Raw genomic sequence first — 19,190 nt, forward strand, 5'->3', positions numbered from 1 at the left:
GCACGGCATTTACGCCGCGTCCGCCGCGATCCCGGCCGGCACCCGCCCGCAGCGCCGGGCGAAGGCGCGGTGGGCGAGCGGGAGCAGCGGGCCGGCCAGCCGGGCGTACCGGGCGACGGGTCGGCTGAAGGCGGTGACGGTGAACCAGACCGCCTGGTCCGGCCCCATCTCGACCAGGAAGGTCTCCTCGCCGCGGGCCGGATGGCCGTGCCGCGTCCCGTGGGTGAAGCCGTAGCGGTCCGGGCCGTCGACGGCGGTCAGGACCCGGTTCGGGGCGCCGACCCGCAGCGGGCCGACGCCGATCGCGCAGTGGACGGCGACGCCGGGGGCCGCCTGGTCCGCCTCGGCGTCGATCCGTACGCCCGCCAGCCGGTGCATCCGCCAGCCGAGCAGGGCGGCTCCGGCGACCCCGAGTGCGGCGTGGCCGTGGCCGATCAGCGCCCGGTGCCGCAGGTGGTGGTAGCCGTCGGGCAGTGCGCCGGTGGCGCTGGCGCCCTGTTCGGGGTAGCTGTAGTCGTTCACCGGTGGGCCTTCGGGGTGTTGAGCCGGCGCCAGGCGAGGAGGGCGCAGAGGGCGAAGCCGAGCGCGTTGCCGACGCCGTGGGTGGCGGCCATCCAGGTCAGGGTGGGGTGGGGGAGTCCGGCGGCCCGGCCGAGGGCCCACCAGAGGGCGAGCACCATGGTGAGCGCGAGGACGGCCGAGGAGAGGGCGAACAGTCGGGCGGTGGCGGCGTCGCCGCCGCGGGGGCGCAGCTCGCGCCAGGTGACCAGGCCGACCAGCCACATGCCCGTGGTCAGCACGAGGGCCCCGGCGAACTGCCACCAGTCGCCGAGGAAGTACCCGGCCAGCACCAGCAGGGTGCCCGCCGGGACGCTGAGCGCCGCGCAGCGGGCCGCGGTGGAGGTCGCGGCGGAGGGCGCGGTGGAGCCGAGGCCTGCGGCCGGGGCGGCGGCGCGGCAGACCAGCCCGGCGACCAGGGCGGCGGTGAAGCCGGCGTAGTGGAAGTGCGGGACGGTGAGCGCCAGGACGTGCGGCTCGAAGCCGAACAGCGGGTAGCCGGAGCGTTCGGCGACCAGGGCGACCCCGGCCACCGAGGGCGCGGCGAGCGCGGTGAGCACGGCGATCTCGGCGGGCACCAGCGAGCGGGTGCGGGCCAGCCGCAGCGGCGCGTGCAGGGCGATGACCAGGGTGCCCAGGGCGTAGACGGTGGCGGGCCCGGCGGCGAGGCCGCCGCGCGGCAGCCAGAGCGAGAGCGCGCCGGGTACGGCGGCGAGTGGCCAGAAGCGGCGGACCCGGGCGAGCCCGGGTTCGTCGATCAGGGCGAGGCCGAGCGGGACGACGGCGCCCATGCCGAGCAGGACCAGCAGGTCCACCAGTTCGGTGGTGCCCTTGCCCATGGCGGACACACCCCCCTTGAACGCGTTCAAATGAGCTTCGCGGCCGACTCTACGCCGCTGACTTGAACGCGTTCAATCTGCCCCCGACGGAGGCCCGGTCCCGGCTGCCTGGTGTTCACGGTGGGTGCGGCGCACTCTGGAGGAGTAACCGATGGAGGTGATCCGCCATGCAGACTCTGGTCGGTTGGCACATCGACATGGAGTTCCGTGAGGACGGTCCGCGCACCAGCGCCGCCGCCCTGCTCCGGCTCGGCGACGGGACCGAACTGCGCGCCCACGGCTACAGCAGCCGCCACCCCTCCGACCCGGACCAGCTACGGGTCGGCGAAGAGGTCGCGGGCGCCCGCGCGCTCAACGACCTCGCCTCCCAACTGCTCACCAAGGCCCACGGTGAGATCCAGGAGGTCAGCCCGATCCCGACCCACCCGCTGACGTGAGTGCCCCGCACCCGGACGGCGGCGGCACCGGACCGGCGCCGTCCCGTCCACGGATCCCGCTGATCTGCCCGCGCTGCGGGCACGAACAGCAGGTCGTGCCCGGCGGTCCGGACCGGGCGATCAAGGTCGTCCACGTCGGGACCGGCCGCGAGGCCTGCGAGCCCGGGGACCTGGCGCGGGCGCCGGACGACGACACCTGAGCCGCCGGGGCCCGGGCTGTCGAGCCCCGAGCCGCAGGCCCCCGGGCGAACCCTGCGCCGACGCCGACGCCGACGCCGACGCCGACGCCGACGCCGACGCCGACAACGCCGTGCGCCGGAAACGCCGTGCGCCGGGACCCCGTCCCCGGGTCCGGCGCACGGCGGGCTCTGCTGCCCTGGCGGCGGTCTCAGTTGACGCAGTACGTGCCCGGCGGCCGCCACTCCGGCCCGACCAGCCGCTGCTCCAGCGTGTTCGGGGTGATCCGGATCCCGACCGTCCCGTCCAGCCCGACCCGGAACCGGCTGCGGGCCAGCACGATCAGGGCCGTCAGGCCGTACTTGTTGATCAGCGAGGTGCGGTAGCGCGCGGTCGCGTCGGCGTCGCAGAGCCGGGCGCGGGCCGGGACGCTGCGGCCGGTCGGGCGCCCGTGGGCGTCGCAGGGGCCGATCAGCACCCGGGGGTGGCGGCGGATCCGTTCGGCCTCGCCCGAGTGGGCGGGGGTCCAGACCCCGAGCGCCGTGCCGTCCGGCACCACCCAGAGCTGGGAGTCGATCCGGGTGCCGTCCTCGTCGAAGGTGGTGAGCAGGAGGTGTCTGCTGTCGGCGAGTCGGTCGGTGCGGTCGTGCACGATGTCCTCCCTCTGGCGTCGGGGGCGGGTCAGTGCCCGTGGCCCTCGGTGATCTCGCGGTACTCCTCGACGGTGGGCTTGGGAATCTGTGCGTGCTCGCCGTGGAATCCGCGGGACAGCCTCGCGCGGGTGCGGGTGAGCACCCCTGCCGGGTGGGCGACTCCATTCTCGTCCACCGGGGCGGGCAGTTCGAGGGGGCGCGGCTGCTCGTGTGCCGTGAGCCGGTGGAGTTCGGCGGGCGTGAGCCCGGCGTGCACCTCGGTGAACTCGCCGTGCGGCAGCCGCTTGATGACGCCGGTCTCGCGGCCGTGCAGCACCTTGTCGCGGTCCCGGCGCTGCAGCCCGAGGCACCAGCGCTTGGTGACGGTGAAGACGATCACCGGGACGGCGAAGAAGCCGACGCGGGCGGCGTAGGTGATCGCGTTGAGGGACAGGTGCAGGTGGGTGGCGATGAGGTCGTTGCCGCCCGCCACGAGCGCCACCAGGTACAGGCTGATCCAGGCGGCGCCGAGTGCGGTGCGGACGGGCGCGTTGCGCGGCCGGTCGAGCAGGTGGTGCTCCCGCTTGTCGTCGGTGAGCCAGTTCTCCACGAACGGGTAGACCGCTATGGCGCCCAGGACCAGCGGGAACAGGGTGAACGGGATGAGCACCCCGAGGTTGAGGGTGTGGCCCCACAGGCCGACCTCCCAGCCCGGCATGATCCGGATCAGGCCCTCGGCGAAGCCCATGTACCAGTCCGGCTGGGCGTCGGTGGAGACCTGGTCGGGACGGTACGGTCCGTACGCCCAGATCGGGTTGACGGTCGCGATCGCCGCCAGCAGCGCGATGATGCCGAACACCAGGAAGAAGAACCCGCCGGCCTTGGCCAGGTAGACCGGCATCAGCGGCATGCCGACGACGTTCTTCTCGGTCCTGCCGGGGCCCGCCCACTGGGTGTGCTTGTGGTAGAAGACCAGGATCAGGTGTGCCACCAGGAGCCCGAGCATGATGCCGGGGATCAGCAGCACGTGGATGGTGAAGAACCGCGGCACGATGTCGTGGCCGGGGAACTCGCCCCCGAACAGGAACATCTGGACGTAGGTGCCGATCAGCGGGACGGCGAGGATCGCGCCCTCGATGAACCGGAGGCCGGTGCCGGAGAGCAGGTCGTCCGGCAGCGAGTAACCGAAGAAGCCGTCCAGCATGCCGAGGAAGAGCAGCAGGAAGCCGAAGACCCAGTTGATCTCGCGCGGCTTGCGGAACGCGCCGGTGAAGAACACCCGCATCATGTGGAGGAACATGGCCGCGACGAAGACGATCGCCGCCCAGTGGTGGATCTGCCGGATCAGCAGGCCGCCGCGCACCTCGAAGCTGATGTCCACGGTGGAGGCGTAGGCCTCCGACATCGCGATGCCCTTGAGCGGCACGTACGAGCCGGCGTAGACCACCTCGCCCATCGACGGCTTGAAGAACAGGGTCAGCCAGACGCCGGTCAGGATGATGATCAGGAAGGTGTAGAGGCAGATCTCGCCCAGCATGAAGGACCAGTGGTCCGGGAAGATCTTGCGGAGGTTCGCCCTGGCCAGGGTGTAGATCCCCAGCCGGCCGTCCGCCCAGTCGGCGGCCCGCTGCCCCCGCCCTGGGCTCTGATTCCGGGTCATGTCGCACGCACCTCGGTCCGAAGGAAACGGGGAGATGTCCCCGATTCGCACTGGGGTCCACCCTAAACGGGGGGTCATCCCCACTTTCAGCCGGGGGTCGGGTGAGGTGAGCATCGGGCGGAGGCGGAGGCGGAAGCAGTGAGGCGGCGGAAACGGCGAGCGGCCCGTCCGGTGTCGTGAGATACCGGACGGGCCGCGTACGCACCCGAGTGAAACCCCTGGGCGTCAGTGCACCAGCACCGGCACCTCGTCGGCCTTCGCGGCGCCCGCACCGGCGCCCGCACCCGACGTCGCGTCGGGGCGACCGGCGTTGATGAAGGTGAAGGCGACGGCGGCGGCTGCCACCAGGATCCCGAAGGACACCCAGATCGCGGTCGAGAAGCCGTGCACCATGCCCTGGAACTGCAGCGCCTTGGCGGCCTCCGGGGAGGCGGCGGCCGCGGCGGTGGCGTGCGAGGCCAGCCAGCTGGTGGTCGCGCTGGCCGCGATGGTGTTCAGCAGCGCGGTGCCGATGGCGCCGCCGACCTGCTGCGAGGTGTTGACCATCGCGGAGGCCACGCCCGCGTCGCGCGGCTGGACGCCGTACGTGGCGAGGCTCATGGCCGGCATGAACGCGGTGCCCATGCCGAGGCCCATCAGGATCAGGCCGGGCAGGATCAGCGCCGGGTAGGACGTGTCCAGGCTGATGTGGGTCAGCAGGAACATGCCCGCCGAGGCGACCAGGAAGCCGGGCGCCATCAGGTAGCGGGCCGGAACCCGGGTCATCAGCCGGGCGCCGATCTGGGTCGAGCCGGTGATCATGCCCGCCACCATCGGCAGGAAGGCCACGCCGGTCAGCACCGGGCTGTAGCCGAGCACGATCTGCAGGTAGTAGGTCAGGAAGAGGAACAGACCGAACATGCCGATCACGGCCATGCCCAGCGACAGGTACACCCCGCCGCGGTTGCGGTTCAGCACCACGCGCAGCGGCAGCAGCGGGGCCTTGACCCTCAGCTCCACCATCACGAAGGCGAACAGCAGCACGGCGGCCGCGGCGAACAGGCCCAGGGTGCTGCCGGCGGTCCAGCCGCTGGTCTCGGCCCTGGTGAAGCCGTAGACCAGCGAGACCAGGCCGGTGGTCACCAGCAGCACACCGGGGACGTCCAGCTTGCTGCGGTTGCGGCCCTCGGCGGGTTCGCGGATCACCAGCACCGCGCCGGCGGCGGCGGCGATGGCGAACGGGATGTTGACGAAGAAGGTCCAGCGCCAGTTCATGTACTCGGTCAGCAGGCCGCCGAGGATCAGACCGATGGCGCCACCGCCACCGGCGATCGCACCGTAGATGCCGAAGGCCTTGGCGCGCTCCTTCGCCTCGGTGAAGGTCACGGCGAGCAGCGACAGCGCGGCCGGCGCGAGCAGTGCGCCGAACACGCCCTGCAGGGCGCGGGCGCCGAGCAGCATCGCGGTGTTGACCGCGAAGCCGCCGAGCGCGGAGGCCAGCGCGAAGCCGGTCAGGCCGACGATGAAGGTCCGCTTGCGGCCCCAGAGGTCCGCGATCCGGCCGCCGAACAGCAGCAGGCCGCCGAAGGCCAGCGCGTAGGCGGTGATCACCCACTGGCGGTTGCCGTCGGTGATGCCCAGGTCCTTCTGGGCGGACGGAAGGGCGATGTTCACGATGGTCGCGTCGAGGACGACCATCAGCTGGGCGAGGCCGATGAATATCAGCGCTTTCCAGCGGCGGGGATCGGGCAGCGTCGCCGGTCGGGCGTCGGTTTGAGGCATGGGGGTACTCACTTCACGGTGCGTGGTGTGCGTGAACGGTCAACTGCCGTACGGGAACGGCTGGTTGCCGTACGGTGAAAGGTGCTCGAAGGCATGCCGGGGGCAGGCCGGGTCGGTGCCGCCCAGGAGCGCGGGTCGCCCGGTGCCGCCGGTCGGATCAGGTGTGGTGCATCGGTCAGTTCTGGGTCAGGAAGTCCTCGAAGGTCGCGGCCCGGCCGGGCAGGACCGAACGGGCCGGCGCGCGCAGGCCGTCCAGGAACAGCTGCAGGTGCCGGTGGACGAACTCGTCCAGCAGCCGGCAGGAGGTGCCCGGCAGCGGTCGGGTCAGCTGGCTCATCGCGATGAACAGGTCACCGTGGTCGACGTCCGGCCGCAGCTCGCCTGCCGCCCGGGCGCGCTCCATCAGTCCGCTCACGGCGGACCGCAGGCGCTCCCGGATCTCGGTCAACTCCGGGTCGTGCGGGTCGACATGGCTGGTGAACAGCGCGCACAGACCGCCGACCTTCTCCGCGACGGTCGCGTGCGCGAACCGCTGTAGAGCGTCGAACGGGCCACCGCCGTCAGCGGCGTCCGCCTCCGCCGCCGCCGTCTCGGCGAGAGCCAGGATGCGGTTCTTGACCAGCAGTGCCACCTCGCGGATCAGTGCCATCCGATCCGGGAAGTTCCGGTAGAGCGTGGCATTGCCGACCCCCGCCCGCTTGGCGATCTCGTCCAGCGGCACATCCGCACCGTGCTCGACGAACGCCTCCCGGGCCGCCAGCACGATCCGCTCCCGGTTCCGGCTCGCATCCGCACGCAACTTCGGCGTACGGACACTCCCCGCGGGACGAACCGACTCGGCGGCTACGGTGGTCACGACGACTGCTCCTTCAGGATACCGGGGAAGTTCTCCCCGCTTCTGCCAACGTAGTCGGAAACGGGGAATCTGTCCCCGGAATTTCCGCCACCCATGTGACCTGCGTCACACTGCGGGGTCGCCGGCGTCGACGGCGGGGCTCAGATTGAGCTCCAGCCGCCCCAGTAGGCCGGTCAGCGCGGCCCGGTCGGCCTCGTCCAGCCCGGTCAGGGTGACCGCCTCCAGCTCCCGCCAGGACTGCGCGACCTGATCGCGCAGGGCGCAGGCCGCCGCCGTCGCCTCGACCACCACGGCTCGCCGGTCGGTCTCGCTGCGCCGGCGCCGGACGAACCCGGCCTGCTCCAGCCGCTGCACCATCCGCGTCACGGTGGAGGCGTCCGTGCCGAGCTCCTCGATCAGTGCGGCCTGCGGCAGCGCCCCGCGCTCCCAGAGCAGCATCATCAGCAGCTCCTGCCCGGCGTGCAGGCCGTGCGGGCGCAGCAGGCGCTCCGCGTTCGCCCGGTGCAGGCGGGAGACCCGGGCGATGGCCTGGCTGATGCCGCCGGCCTCGGCGAGGGGGTTCGGGAGTTCAGGCATGGGTTCATTGTATGCGCAATCAGTTCTTCTCTTCTGGGGCCACCTCTTGCGCTGGGCATGCCTCAAGCGTTTACTTGGCCGCACAAGCAAATTGCTTGGCCGAACAAGTAACTGGGGGATCCGTCATGCGAGTCATCAGCGAGACCGTGCGCGTCAACGACCCGGCCAACCCCGACGAGGTGCACCTCACCCGGGACGACGTCTGGGCCGGCCTGGTGCGCAAGGCCGAGAACGCGGCGCCCGTCGTCGCCGCCATGGACGAGTGCACCGTGCTCGAGCGGACCGAGAAAGGCCTGATCCGCGAGGTCGTCTTCCACGGCGAGCGGGTGCGCGAGGAGATCGTCTTCCACCCGAAGACCCGCGTCAGCTTCTTCCGCGACGACGAGGCCGCCCGCTGGGTGATCCACAACGACATCGACGAGGACGAGCACGGCCTCACCCTCACCTTCCGCGGCGAACTCGACCTCGGCGGCGGAGAAGCCGAGGAAGCCGCCGCCACCCGCATGCACGGCGGCTACCTGCTGGCCATCCAGACCACCCTCAAGCTCACCCGCGAGGTCGTCCGGAACGCCTGACCCCTCGCGTCGCCCACCGGGCTGTCGGCTCAGCTCTGCTGGTCGACCGGGACTCCGCCGAGGTCACCGTGTTCAGCGAGCCCGACGGGGTGCGCTACACGAACGCTCGGACCCTCCCGTTCGGCAGGACCGTTCGGCTGCCGGACCCGGTGGGCATCTCGTTGGACACCGAGGCGTTGAAGAACTGGGTGCGCTGATCCCGGGCATGGCTTCCCCGGGGTGTCCGGGGTGGCGGCCTAGGCTGTGGGCGTCCCGGGCGGCCGGTGGGCCGTGGGAGTCGGGAGGGGCCCGGCGGCCGGGTGGGCGAGGAGGTTCGCGATGGGCAGCGGTGAGACCGCCAGGGTGCGTTGTGTGGCGGCCGTTCCGTGCTGGGTGAGCCTGATGGCCCGGGACCTGGAGAGGGCCAAGGGGTTCTACGGGCCGCTACTCGGCTGGGAGTTCGAGGCCGGGCCGGACCGCTTCGGCCCGTACGTGCACGCGGTGGTCGGCGGGGAGGCGGTGGCCGGGCTCGGCGTCGCGGGCGAGGGGGCGATCCCGCTCGCCTGGACCAGCTACTTCGGGACGGAGAGCGCCGACGCGGCCGCCGACGCGGTGCGTGAGCGCGGCGCGACGCTGGCGGTCGGCCCGCTGGCCTTCGACGCCGGGCGGGTGGCCTTCGCGGCGGACCCGGCGGGCGCGGTGTTCGGCATCTGGGAGGGCCCGCTGGGCCGGGCCCGGAAGCTGGAGCTGCCCGGCGCGCCGGTCTGGATCGAGCTGCGCACCCCGGACCCGTTCGCGGCGGCGCTGTTCTACGGCGAGGTGTTCCGCTGGGACGGCCGCGACCCGGAGCGCTTCGAGGTCCGCTGGGAGCACGACCGGGTGGTGCTGCGGGCCGAGGGGAACAACGTCGCGGCGCTGGCCAGGGAGCAGGCGGGCGGCCCGGCGGGGATGCCACCGCACTGGGAGGTGTCCTTCGCCGTCCCGGACACCGACCGGGCGCTGGCCCGGGCGGTCGAGCTGGGCGGCGCGGTGCTCGGCCCCGCCTTCGACTCCCCGTACGGGCGGGTGGCCCGGTTGCAGGACCACGAGGGCGCCCGCTTCGCGGTGATCAGCCTGGAGGGCTGACGAGGGGCTGACCAAGGGCTGACGAAGGACGACGAGGGGCCGGCGAAGGGCTGACCGGAGGGGTCAGGAGCCGAGCGCCTCGCGGTCCGCCCGTAGCCGGTCGCCGAGTGCGGCGCGTTCGGCGGCGGGCAGGGCCTTGCGGGCGGCGGCGAAGAGCTGCTTCTCCTCGCTGAGCAGGTGCCGCCGCAGGGTGTCGCCGAGGCCGTGCAGCAGGGTGTCGAAGACCGGGTCGTCGGGGCGGAGCGCCTGCAGGTCGGAGAGGTACTGCCCGATCGCCAGGTGGTCGTGGATGCTGCTGAACACCAGTGCGCCGCCGTCGGGCACGTCGTGCTGCACGAGCGGGAAGAGGTGTTCCTCCTCGGCGGCGCAGTGGGCGAACAGCAGGTCGGTCAGCCGGGTCACCAGGGGGCCGCGCCCGGGGCTGCCGGCCGGGGCGGCCTCGATCGCGTCGAGTAGTTCGGTGACCGCCCGGTGGTCGGCGGTGAACTCGCCGAGGATGTCCGGCCTGCGGCTCATGGCGCGCCCGCCTCTCGCTCGGAAACTGATCCCCGTACCTTCCAGTATCCGGCGTCGGGCGGTTCGGCCGGCTGGGCCCCCGGTCACCCTCCGTCCCGGTCACGCCGTGGTGCGGTCACTCTCCGTCCTGGCTGCCCCGCCGTCCGGTCACCCGGCGTCCCGCCGCCCGGTGAGGGCGAGCATGTGGGTCTGGGGGCTCGCGTCCTCGGTCACCGGCAGGGGCGGGTCGAAGAGCCCGCTGCCGGAGAGGTCCCCGTAGCCGGAGATCTCGCCGAGCGTGAAGTCGACGAGCTCGGCGGGGAGCCGGGTGCGCCGTCCGATGCCTTCGGCGAGGTCCCAGGTGTGGATGGTCAGGTCGGTGGTGAGCTGGTCCAGGTAGTACTGGCCGGAGACGTCGCCGAAGGAGAGGTGGACGGTCAGCTCGGTGGCGCCGGGGACGGCCCAGGCCTGTCGGGCGGCTTCGGCGGCGTCCGTCCAGGCGGCGACGGGGTCGTCGCCGAGTACGTCGCCGTCGAAGCGGCCGCCGACCTCGGTGATGGTGGCGCCCATCAGCAGTTCGGGCACCCAGAGCTGTTCGCCGGTGAGGTGGTTGACGAGGTCGCGGACGGACCAGTCGGCGCACGGGGTGCGGGAGTCCCACTGGTCGGGAGTGATCAGCCGGACGCGTTCGTCGAAGGCGGCCAGGGCTTCGGGGTACGGGGTGCCGGTGCGCGCGCCCCGCTGGTGTTGCCTGCGTTGAGCCATGTCTCCACCCTGCCCCGGTTCGGGCGGGGGTCGCGAGTCGCCCACGAAGCGTCAGTTGTTCAAATTCGAACTCCACGGTACGGTCGGGGGAGCGGCCGGTTCAAATTTGAACAATGGCGTCGGGGTGACGACCCCCGCCCGCCGCCTCACCGCACCCCCTCACGCCGGCCCCGGCCGGCGACGACCGACCCTCGATCGATGGAGACGCGCATGCCGAGCAGCAGCCCGAGCACGACCGCCGCCACCAGCCCCACCGTCAGCCCGGCCCGGGAGAACTCCGGGTCCGCGACGACCTCCCCGCACGCCTATGACGTCGGACTCCTGCTCCTGCGCCTGGTCCTCGGCCTGACCATGGCCGCGCACGGCAGCCAGAAACTGTTCGGCTGGTTCGGCGGCGGCGGGATCGACGGCACCGGTCACTTCTTCACCATGAGCGGCTACCCGGCCGGTCACGCCATGGCCGTGGTGGCCGGCCTCACCGAGACGCTGGGCGGACTCGGCCTCGCCGTCGGCCTGTTGACCCCGCTGGCGGGCGCCGCGATCGTCGGCACGATGGTCAACGCGATCGCTGTCACCTGGGGCGGCGGCTTCTTCGCCCCGAAGGGCAGCGAGTACGAGCTGCTGCTGACGGCCGGCGCCGCCGCGCTCGCGCTGACCGGTCCGGGCCGCTACGCGGTGGACCGCTTCCTGCCGGTGGTGCGGGCGCACCGCCTGGCGTACGGCGTGGCCGCCGTCGTGGTCGGCCTCGCGACGGCGGGCGTGATCCTGCTGCTCCGCAAGTAGCGGCTCGGCGCGCTGCGCCCCGCACGGAGCGCTCCGCACGTAGTACCCCCCGAACGGCCGGTTCGCCGGCTGTGCGGCAACTGAACGTCCTGGAGACCGTGGTGACGAATCGTCACCATGGTCTCCTCGCGTTTTCCCCGCGAACTGCGCACAACGCCCAGGGTTCCCAAGGGTATGTGATGTGTGCCATGGTACATGTCACACTCCCCACCGGTTCCCGACGGAGTCGCCCCCACGCGGCGCCGTCGCCAACGGTCCTCGATTCCCCCACCGGTCGCGCCCCGATCGCGGCCGACGACGGCCCGGAGGCCCTCACGTGAGTCCCTCACGTCTGCTGCGACTCCCGCAGCTGGCACGATTGTTGACGCTCGTCCTGTCCCTGTTCCTGGCGGTCGGCCTGTTCGCGCCGCAGAGCCAGGCCGCGCCCGCCGCCCCCGGCGGCGCGCCCGCCCCCACCACCCCCGCCGGACCGGCGCCCCAGCCGGCCACCGGCACGCCCGAACGCGGCGACGGTGAGCGGCAGTTCGCCTCCGCCGACCAGCGCGCCCCGCTGTCGCTGGACACCCGGCCGGCCGAGGTGAAGGCGTCCACGGCGCCGAACACCAAGTCCTTCCGGCTCGGCGCGGCGGCCGAACAGGCCTGTACCACCGGCGACTTCACCGGCCGGACCGGCAGCGACCTGGTCCAGCACATCAAGGCCGCCGACATCCAGTGCATCAACAGCCTCTTCCAGCTCACCGGCGGTGACGCGCGCGGCGCGTTCCGCGAGGAGCAGATGACCACGGTGGCGTACGCGCTGCGCGACGCGGCGGGCAGCTACCCGGGCGACAACTCCACCTCCGTCGAGCAGTTGGTGCTCTTCCTGCGCGCCGGCTACTTCGCGCAGTGGTACCACCCGGGTGACGTCGGCACGTACGGCACCGCCCTGCAGACGGCGATCCGCTCCGGTCTGGACGCGTTCTTCGGCAGCGCGCACTCGCGTGACGTCGCCGCGGGCAACGGGTCCATCCTGGGCGAGGCCGTCACCCTGATCGACAGCGCGCAGGAGAACATCCGCTACCTCACGGTGGTCAAGCAGCTGCTGACCGACTACAACAGCGCCACCTGGAACCCGGCCGGCATGGCCTGGTCGGTCAACCCGGTGTTCACCGTGCTGTTCCGCGGCCACCAGCTGGCCGGCTTCGACGCGGCCGTCGAGGCCGACCCGAGCGTCCTGGACACCCTCTCCACCTTCGCCGCCCGCAACAACGACCTGCTCGGCGGCGACTTCGGGGTGCTGGTCTACAACGCGACCAAGGAGCTCGGCCGCTTCCTGAAGGACACGGCGCTCCAGGCCAAGGTCCGTCCGCTGGCCAAGGGGCTGGTGGACAAGGCGGCGCCGAACGGACGCACCGTCTTCCAGTGGGCCGCGGTCGCCGAGGCGGTCGGCTTCTACGACGCCGGCAACTGCTCGTACTACGGCACCTGCAACGCCGCCGACCAGCTCAAGGCCGGCGTGCTGACGGTGAACCACACCTGCAGCCCGAGCATCAAGCTGATCGCCCAGGCGCTGGACAGCACCCAGCTGGGCACCGCCTGCACCAGCCTGACCGGCCAGGACGCCTACTTCCACTCGGTGGTCAAGGACAACGGCCCGGTCAAGGACGACGGGAACAACACGATCGAGGTCGTGGTCTTCCACTCCTCGCGCGACTACCAGGTGCTGGCTGCCGCCATCTACGGCATCGACACCAACAACGGCGGCATGTACCTGGAGGGCGACCCGGCGAAGGCCGGCAACCAGCCGCGCTTCCTCTGCTACGAGGCCGAGTGGGCCCGTCCGTCCTTCGAGATCTGGAACCTCAACCACGAGTACACCCACTACCTCGACGGCCGGTTCGACATGTACGGCGACTTCAACACCGGCATGACCACCCCGACCGTCTGGTGGGTCGAGGGCTTCGCCGAGTACGTCTCCTACTCGTACCGGAAGGTGAACAACGACGGCGCCATCGCGGCCGCCGGCCGGCACACCTACAAGCTCAGCGACCTCTTCGACACCGTCTACGGTGACCAGGACCGGGTCTACCGCTGGGGCTACCTGGCCGTGCGCTACATGCTGGAGCAGCACCGCTCCGACATGGACGCGATCCTCGCCAAGTACCGGGTGGGCGACTGGGCCGGTGCCCGCACCCTGCTGAAGACCACCATCGGCACCCGCTACGACGCCGACTTCGACAGCTGGCTGACCAAGTGCGCGGGCGGCGCCTGCGCCACCGACGGCGGCGGTGCCACCACGCCGCCGCAGCTGCCGGAGTGCACCGCGGCCGACCCCCGGCAGCTGGACGCCAACTGCGCCCGCAGCAACGTGGCGGCCACCACGGGCAACTACGCGCACTTCTACCTCCTGGTGCCGGCCGGCACCAAGCAGGTGAAGATCACCACCGCCGGCGGCACCGGTAACGGCGACCTCTACTACAACGCGAGCAACTGGGCGTACACCGACAGCAGCGCCACGCGTTCGACGGGCCCGGGCAACTCCGAGACGCTGACCGTGACCGACCCGCCGGCGGGCTACGTCTACTTCAGCCTCTACGCCCAGCAGGGCTTCAGCGGGGTGACCGTCACGAGCGAAATGTGAGCCGAGAACGGCGAACGGACAGGTGACCGCCCCGGCGGAGCGCTTCGGCGCCCCGCCGGGGCGGGGTCCGTATGTCCGGGGGCCACACCCGGGCCACCCCGCCGACCCGCACCCGGGTCACCCCGCTGACCTGCACCCGGGCTACCCCGCCGACCCGCACCCCGGGCGGGCTACCCGCCGACCCGCACCAGCGCCAGGGTGATGTTGTCCGGTCCGCCGGCTTCGATCGCCGCCTTCCACAGCTCGAACGCCGCCTTGCCGTCGGCCTGTTCGGTGCCCTCGTAGGACCGGGCCAGCAGTGCGGCCAGCTCCTCGTCGGGCACCGGGTCGGTCAGGCCGTCGCTGCACACCAGGTACCGGTCGCCGGGGGCCAGCGGGGCGGCCCGGACGTGCGGTTCGACGAAGGTGAGGCCGAGCGAGCCGCCCAGGGTCTGGGTGACCACCGAGGTGGTGCGCCGTCCGGGCGGCAGTGGGGGGCTGTCGTCCACGCTCACCTGGCGCAGCCCGTCCCGGGTGATCCGGTAGACCCGGCTGTCGCCGACGTTGAAGGCCAGCACCTGCTCGGCCAGCAGCACCAGTCCGGCGACCGTGGTGCCCATGGCGGCGAGTTCCGGCTCCCCGGCGGCGGCCGCGTAGACGGCCCGGTTGCATTCCTGCAGCTCCTCCCGGATGGCCTCCTCGCCGTCCAGGGCGTCCCCGTCGGCGGCGAGCCGGCGGGCGACGAGGGCGCTGGCGACCTCGCCGCCGGGGTGGCCGCCCAGGCCGTCGGCGACCGCGACCACGCAGGGCGGGCCGAGCGGGAAGAGCAGGCTCTGCGGGTTGGCGGTCACCGTGGCGCAGAGGGTCCACGGGCCGACCGTGAGGCTGTCCTCGTTGTGCTCCCGCACCAGGCCCTCGTGGCTCAGCGCGCTCACCGCGATGTACGGCGCCATCGTCCGCCGCCCTTCCGGAGCCCCGTCCCCTTGCCGTCGTCCCGCTTTCCATTGTGGGTGGGAATAACGATCCCCACCCGGCTGCTAAGGTGGTTGAAAGTTGGACTACCTGGGAGTGGTGAGCAGCATGCAGTTCGGAATCTTCTCCGTCGGCGACGTGACGACCGACCCCACCACCGGCCGCACTCCGAGCGAGCACGAGCGGATCAAGGCCATGGTGGCGATCGCGCGCAAGGCCGAGGAGGTCGGCCTGGACGTCTTCGCGACCGGCGAGCACCACAACCCGCCGTTCGTCCCGTCCTCCCCGACGACCATGCTCGGCTACATCGCCGCGCAGACCGAGCGCATCATCCTCTCCACCTCGACGACCCTGATCACCACCAACGACCCGGTGAAGATCGCCGAGGACTTCGCGATGCTGCAGCACCTGGCCGAGGGCCGGGTGGACGTCATGATGGGCCGCGGCAACACCGGGCCGGTCTACCCGTGGTTCGGCAAGGACATCCGCCAGGGCATCCCGCTCGCGATCGAGAACTACGCGCTGCTGCACCAGCTGTGGCGAGAGGAGGTCGTGGACTGGCAGGGCCGCTTCCGCACCCCGCTGCAGGGCTTCACCTCCACCCCGCGCCCGCTGGACGACCTCCCGCCGTTCGTCTGGCACGGCTCGATCCGCAGCCCCGAGATCGCCGAGCAGGCCGCCTACTACGGCGACGGCTTCTTCGCGAACAACATCTTCTGGCCGAAGGAGCACTTCCGGAAGCTGGTCAACCTCTACCGCGAGCGCTATGCCCACTACGGCCACGGCACCCCCGAGCAGGCGATCGTCGGCCTGGGCGGGCAGGTGTTCATGCGGAAGAACTCCCAGGACGCGGTGCGCGAGTTCCGTCCGTACTTCGACAACGCGCCGGTGTACGGGCACGGGCCCTCGCTGGAGGAGTTCACCGAGCAGACCCCGCTGACCGTCGGCAGCCCGCAGGAGGTCATCGAGAAGACGCTGACCTTCCGGGAGACCTTCGGCGACTACCAGCGTCAGCTGTTCCTGATGGACCACGCCGGCCTGCCGCTGAAGACCGTGCTGGAGCAGCTGGACCTGCTCGGCGAGGAGGTCGTGCCGGTGCTGCGCGAGGAGTTCGCCAAGGGCCGCCCGGCCGAGGTGCCGGAGGGGCCGACCCACGCCGCGCTGCTCGCGGCCCGCGACGAGAAGGCCGCCGAGACGGTCGGCGAGCAGGCCGGCGAGAACGAGAACGAGAAGGTGGAGGTGTCCAAGTGAGCGCCTACAAGCTGGTGGTGGTGAGCGCCGGGCTCAGCAAGCCGTCCTCGACGCGCCTGCTGGCGGACCGGCTCGCCGACTCGACCGTCCGGCAACTCGCCCCGGCGGGGCGGGAGGTGGAGGTCACCGTGGTCGAACTGCGGGACCTCGCCGTGGAGATCGCGAACAACTTCGTCACCGGCTTCCCCGGCGCCGCGCTGCGTGGGGCGATCGAGGCGGTGACGGAGGCGGACGGGCTGATCGCGGTGACGCCGATCTTCACCGCCTCCTACAGCGGTCTGTTCAAGTCCTTCTTCGATGTGATCGACCACGATGCACTCACCGGCAAGCCGGTGCTGATCGCCGCCACCGGCGGCACGCCGCGGCACTCGCTCGCCCTGGAGCACGCCGTCCGTCCGCTGTTCGGCTATCTGCGCGCGGTGGTGCTGCCGACCGCGGTCTACGCGGCCACCGACGACTGGGGTGCGGCGGGCGACGGGCTCACCGACGGGCTGCCGCGCCGGATCGACCGTGCGGCGGGCGAGCTGGCAGCGCTGCTGTCCGGCCGCGGGTCGGCGGCGCCCACGGTGCCCGAGCAGGCGGCGGCCGAGCAGGTGGTGCCGTTCGCGCAGCAGCTGGCGGCCCTGCGGGTCTGACCGGCGATGGTCGAACAGGCCGGCTGATCACCCGGACGGCCCCGTCGGAACACCGTCCGACGGGGCCGTCCGGCCTGGTGTGGCGGGGCCGTCCGGATGCGCGTCAACCGCGCCGGATGGTCCGCTGTGCGGTGTAATCGTTCCCATGATCAGATTTGTGCTGGTCCGTCCGGTGTTCGGCACGCCCGCGCCCCGCCGACGCCCGCGCCCCGCCGGGAGCGGCTGACGTGGGCCCGCCGCGGGAGAACCCCGTCCTCGCGCCAGTCGTGTGCCTCGCGCCGATCTTCCCGAGGAGGACCGAGACATGCAGCCCGAACCGCAGGCCGTGCTCTCCCCGCTGACCGGCGCGGCGATCTTCCTGGTGCTCACCGTCGAGCCCGGGGGCGAGGACGCCGTCCGCGACCTGCTGCCCGACCTCGCCGCCCTGCGCCGCTCGGTCGGCTTCCGGGCCCCGGAGGGCGGCCTCACCTGCGTCACCGGCATCGGCTCCGAGCTCTGGGACCGCCTCTTCGACGGCCCCCGGCCGGCCGCCCTGCACCCCTTCCGGGAGGTGGCCGGCCCCCGCCACCGGGCCCCGGCCACCCCGGGCGACCTGCTGCTGCACCTGCGGGCCGAGCGGATGGACCTCTGCTTCGAGCTCGCGGGCCGGCTCACCTCCCGCCTGGCCGGCCCGGCCACCGTGGTCGACTCCGTCCAGGGCTTCCGGTACTTCGACGACCGGGACCTGCTCGGCTTCGTGGACGGCACGGAGAACCCCGAGGGCCGGGCCGCCGTGAGCGCCGCGCTGGTCGGCGCCGAGGACCCGGACTTCGCCGGCGGCAGCTACGTCATCGTCCAGAAGTACCGGCACGAGCTGGACAGGTGGAACGCGCTGAGCGTCGAGGAGCAGGAGGGGGCGGTCGGCCGCACCAAGCTCACCGACATCGAGCTGGACGACGACGTCAAGCCCGCGGACTCGCACGTGGCACTCACCGTGATCACCGGCCCGGACGGCGAGGAGCGGAAGATCGTCCGCTTCAACATGGCCTTCGGCTCCTTCGCACGCGGCGGCGAGTTCGGCACCTACTTCATCGGCTACGCGCGCGACCCCGGGGTGACCGAGGAGATGCTGCGCAACATGTTCGTCGGCAACCCGCCCGGCACCACCGACCGGCTGCTCGACTTCTCCACCGCCGTCACCGGCTCGCTGTTCTTCGTCCCGACCGCGGACTTCCTCGACTCGCCGCCCCCGCTTCCGTCCCCGCTCACGTCTGCGCTCACGTCTCCGCCGCCGGTACCCGCGGGCCCTCCGGCCGACGGCTCGCTGGGCATCGGCAGCCTCAAGCAGACCCCCCGAACAGGACCCCGCGCATGAACAACCTCCACCGGGACCTCGCCCCCGTCTCCGCCGCCGCCTGGGAGGAGATCGAGGAGGAGGCCCGCCAGACCTTCAAACTGCACATCGCCGGCCGCCGGGTGGTCGACCTGACCGGCCCCGAGGGCACCGGCTTCGCCGCCGTCGGCACCGGCCACCTGACCGGTATCGAACCGCCGGCGGACGGCGTCCAGGCGCACGCGCGCGCCAGCCGACCGGTGGTGGAGCTGCGCGTCCCCTTCACCGTCCGCCGGGAGGCCGTGGACGACGTCGAGCGCGGCTCCCGCGACTCCGACTGGCAGCCCGTCAAGGACGCCGCCCGCACGCTCGCCCTGGCCGAGGACCGGACCGTCTTCGAGGGCTACCGCGCCGCCACGGTCGACGGCATCCGCGCCGCCTCCGGCAACCCCCCGGTCCCCCTCCCGGAGGACGTCCGCGAGTACCCCGAGGCGGTCAGCCGCGCCCTCACGGCGCTGCGCCTGGCCGGCGTGGGCGGTCCGTACTCGCTGCTCCTCGGCGCCGACGCCTTCACCGCCGTCAACGAGACCAGCGACCACGGCTACCCCGTCCACAACCACCTGGCCCGCCTCCTCGACGGCGACATCATCTGGGCCCCCGCCATCGAGGGCGCCTTCCTGGTCTCGACCCGCGGCGGCGACTTCGAACTCTTCCTCGGCCAGGACGTCTCCGTCGGCTACCTCTCCCACGACGCCGAAACGATCCGGCTCTACCTGCAGGAGTCCCTCACCTTCCGCGTCTACACCGGGGAGGCCGCCGTCGCCCTGGGCGGTACGGCCCAGGGCGAGGACGGGCCGCGGGCCCCCGGGCACCGGGAAGGGTACTGAGTTCCTTTACGAGGGGTACTGAGTGCCGTATTCTCTCGATGGAGCCTCTGACGCCAGTCGAAGAGAGCCGACACGGTATGCCGGTCCAGGTGGCGCCCGCGGCGCGCGGGTCGCGGCCGGGCCGGACTTGGCACTCAGTACCCTCGGCATGACTGAGGCCATGGATCCAGTGCACCCGTGCACCCGTGACAGGAGAACCACTCATGAGCTTGAGGATCGTCGTCTGTGTGAAGTACGTGCCGGACGCGACGGGTGACCGTCGTTTCGCGGACGACCACACCACGGACCGGGAGGGCGTGGACGGCCTCCTGTCGGA

The 19,190-nt window shown here is 72.1% G+C and carries 21 protein-coding genes and 1 pseudogene; 12 read left to right on the top strand and 10 right to left on the bottom strand.

Features of this window, described 5'->3' with window-relative positions; all coding sequences use genetic code 11:
* Positions 1-9: 9 nt before the first annotated feature.
* Entirely contained in the window at positions 10-522 is a 513-nt protein-coding gene (locus ACZ52J_RS14670; protein WP_465618748.1) for a DUF1990 family protein, read from the bottom strand.
* Entirely contained in the window at positions 519-1,397 is an 879-nt protein-coding gene (locus ACZ52J_RS14675) for a YndJ family protein (RefSeq protein ID WP_465618750.1), read from the bottom strand. The genes ACZ52J_RS14670 and ACZ52J_RS14675 overlap by 4 nt, the downstream gene beginning before the upstream one ends.
* Before the next feature lie 167 nt (positions 1,398-1,564).
* Here ACZ52J_RS14675 and ACZ52J_RS14680 point away from each other — a divergent pair, with 167 nt between their 5' ends.
* Positions 1,565-1,834, top strand: coding sequence for a DUF1876 domain-containing protein (locus ACZ52J_RS14680; protein WP_360507261.1), 270 nt, complete (start codon positions 1,565-1,567; stop codon positions 1,832-1,834).
* Entirely contained in the window at positions 1,831-2,034 is a 204-nt protein-coding gene (locus tag ACZ52J_RS14685; protein ID WP_360507258.1) for a hypothetical protein, read from the top strand. Before ACZ52J_RS14680 ends, ACZ52J_RS14685 begins: the two co-directional genes overlap by 4 nt.
* A gap of 188 nt (positions 2,035-2,222) precedes the next feature.
* Here the strand turns inward: ACZ52J_RS14685 and ACZ52J_RS14690 are convergent, their stop codons facing one another.
* From ACZ52J_RS14690 to ACZ52J_RS14710, 5 genes are all read right to left on the bottom strand, one after another.
* Entirely contained in the window at positions 2,223-2,663 is a 441-nt protein-coding gene (locus ACZ52J_RS14690; protein WP_360507255.1) for a PPOX class F420-dependent oxidoreductase, read from the bottom strand.
* 29 nt (positions 2,664-2,692) lie between these two features.
* Positions 2,693-4,303: a cytochrome bc1 complex cytochrome b subunit gene (gene qcrB / locus ACZ52J_RS14695; protein ID WP_465618752.1), complete on the bottom strand. Its 1,611-nt coding sequence runs from the start codon at positions 4,301-4,303 to the stop codon at positions 2,693-2,695.
* Between the two features lie 225 nt (positions 4,304-4,528).
* Positions 4,529-6,064, bottom strand: coding sequence for an MFS transporter (locus ACZ52J_RS14700; RefSeq protein WP_465618754.1), 1,536 nt, complete (start codon positions 6,062-6,064; stop codon positions 4,529-4,531).
* A 175-nt stretch (positions 6,065-6,239) separates the two neighbouring features.
* The gene (locus ACZ52J_RS14705; protein WP_465618755.1) at positions 6,240-6,920 is read right to left on the bottom strand and encodes a TetR/AcrR family transcriptional regulator; all 681 of its coding nucleotides are present in this window, start codon (positions 6,918-6,920) and stop codon (positions 6,240-6,242) included.
* A gap of 105 nt (positions 6,921-7,025) precedes the next feature.
* The gene (locus ACZ52J_RS14710; protein WP_465618756.1) at positions 7,026-7,496 is read right to left on the bottom strand and encodes a MarR family winged helix-turn-helix transcriptional regulator; all 471 of its coding nucleotides are present in this window, start codon (positions 7,494-7,496) and stop codon (positions 7,026-7,028) included.
* Between the two features lie 125 nt (positions 7,497-7,621).
* On the opposite strand from ACZ52J_RS14710, the gene ACZ52J_RS14715 reads away from it, so the two are divergent.
* The 3 genes from ACZ52J_RS14715 (at position 7,622) to ACZ52J_RS14725 (ending at position 9,175) form a co-directional block, all read left to right on the top strand.
* Positions 7,622-8,071 carry an SRPBCC family protein gene (locus tag ACZ52J_RS14715; protein ID WP_465618757.1) on the top strand — a complete coding sequence of 150 codons (450 nt, stop codon included), beginning with the start codon at positions 7,622-7,624 and terminating at the stop codon, positions 8,069-8,071.
* A 68-nt stretch (positions 8,072-8,139) separates the two neighbouring features.
* Positions 8,140-8,268 carry a hypothetical protein gene (locus ACZ52J_RS14720; RefSeq protein WP_465618758.1) on the top strand — a complete coding sequence of 43 codons (129 nt, stop codon included), beginning with the start codon at positions 8,140-8,142 and terminating at the stop codon, positions 8,266-8,268.
* Positions 8,269-8,389: 121 nt separating this feature from the next.
* Complete coding sequence (locus ACZ52J_RS14725) at positions 8,390-9,175, top strand: VOC family protein (protein ID WP_465618760.1); 786 nt, start codon at positions 8,390-8,392, stop codon at positions 9,173-9,175.
* A 63-nt stretch (positions 9,176-9,238) separates the two neighbouring features.
* On the opposite strand, the gene ACZ52J_RS14730 is transcribed toward ACZ52J_RS14725, so the two are convergent.
* Together ACZ52J_RS14730 and ACZ52J_RS14735 are read right to left on the bottom strand one after the other, a co-directional pair.
* On the bottom strand, positions 9,239-9,691 hold the full coding sequence (locus ACZ52J_RS14730; RefSeq protein ID WP_465618762.1) for a hemerythrin domain-containing protein: 453 nt from the start codon (positions 9,689-9,691) through the stop codon (positions 9,239-9,241).
* Positions 9,692-9,838: 147 nt separating this feature from the next.
* Complete coding sequence (locus tag ACZ52J_RS14735; protein ID WP_465618764.1) at positions 9,839-10,435, bottom strand: TIGR03086 family metal-binding protein; 597 nt, start codon at positions 10,433-10,435, stop codon at positions 9,839-9,841.
* A gap of 210 nt (positions 10,436-10,645) precedes the next feature.
* On the opposite strand from ACZ52J_RS14735, the gene ACZ52J_RS14740 reads away from it, so the two are divergent.
* Both ACZ52J_RS14740 and ACZ52J_RS14745 read left to right on the top strand, forming a co-directional pair.
* Complete coding sequence (locus tag ACZ52J_RS14740) at positions 10,646-11,218, top strand: DoxX family protein (RefSeq protein ID WP_360507229.1); 573 nt, start codon at positions 10,646-10,648, stop codon at positions 11,216-11,218.
* 316 nt (positions 11,219-11,534) lie between these two features.
* On the top strand, positions 11,535-13,838 hold the full coding sequence (locus ACZ52J_RS14745) for a M9 family metallopeptidase (RefSeq protein WP_465618766.1): 2,304 nt from the start codon (positions 11,535-11,537) through the stop codon (positions 13,836-13,838).
* 170 nt (positions 13,839-14,008) lie between these two features.
* On the opposite strand, the gene ACZ52J_RS14750 is transcribed toward ACZ52J_RS14745, so the two are convergent.
* Positions 14,009-14,770, bottom strand: a complete 762-nt coding sequence (locus ACZ52J_RS14750) for a PP2C family protein-serine/threonine phosphatase (protein ID WP_360507223.1) — start codon at positions 14,768-14,770, stop codon at positions 14,009-14,011.
* A 127-nt stretch (positions 14,771-14,897) separates the two neighbouring features.
* Here ACZ52J_RS14750 and ACZ52J_RS14755 point away from each other — a divergent pair, with 127 nt between their 5' ends.
* The 5 genes and pseudogenes from ACZ52J_RS14755 to ACZ52J_RS14775 all read left to right on the top strand — a co-directional run.
* A complete protein-coding gene (locus ACZ52J_RS14755) occupies positions 14,898-16,040 on the top strand; it encodes an LLM class flavin-dependent oxidoreductase (RefSeq protein ID WP_360507368.1) in 1,143 nt (380 codons plus the stop codon).
* Positions 16,037-16,675: an FMN reductase gene (locus ACZ52J_RS14760; protein ID WP_465618769.1), complete on the top strand. Its 639-nt coding sequence runs from the start codon at positions 16,037-16,039 to the stop codon at positions 16,673-16,675. The genes ACZ52J_RS14755 and ACZ52J_RS14760 overlap by 4 nt, the downstream gene beginning before the upstream one ends.
* Before the next feature lie 304 nt (positions 16,676-16,979).
* Positions 16,980-18,029, top strand: coding sequence for a Dyp-type peroxidase (locus ACZ52J_RS14765; protein WP_465618771.1), 1,050 nt, complete (start codon positions 16,980-16,982; stop codon positions 18,027-18,029).
* A complete protein-coding gene (locus tag ACZ52J_RS14770) occupies positions 18,026-18,874 on the top strand; it encodes a family 1 encapsulin nanocompartment shell protein (RefSeq protein WP_465618773.1) in 849 nt (282 codons plus the stop codon). The genes ACZ52J_RS14765 and ACZ52J_RS14770 overlap by 4 nt, the downstream gene beginning before the upstream one ends.
* A 203-nt stretch (positions 18,875-19,077) precedes the next feature.
* Positions 19,078-19,190, top strand: a pseudogene (locus ACZ52J_RS14775) (electron transfer flavoprotein subunit beta); the annotation flags it as partial.

The sequence above is a fragment of the Kitasatospora sp. NPDC034035 genome, assembly GCF_055575755.1.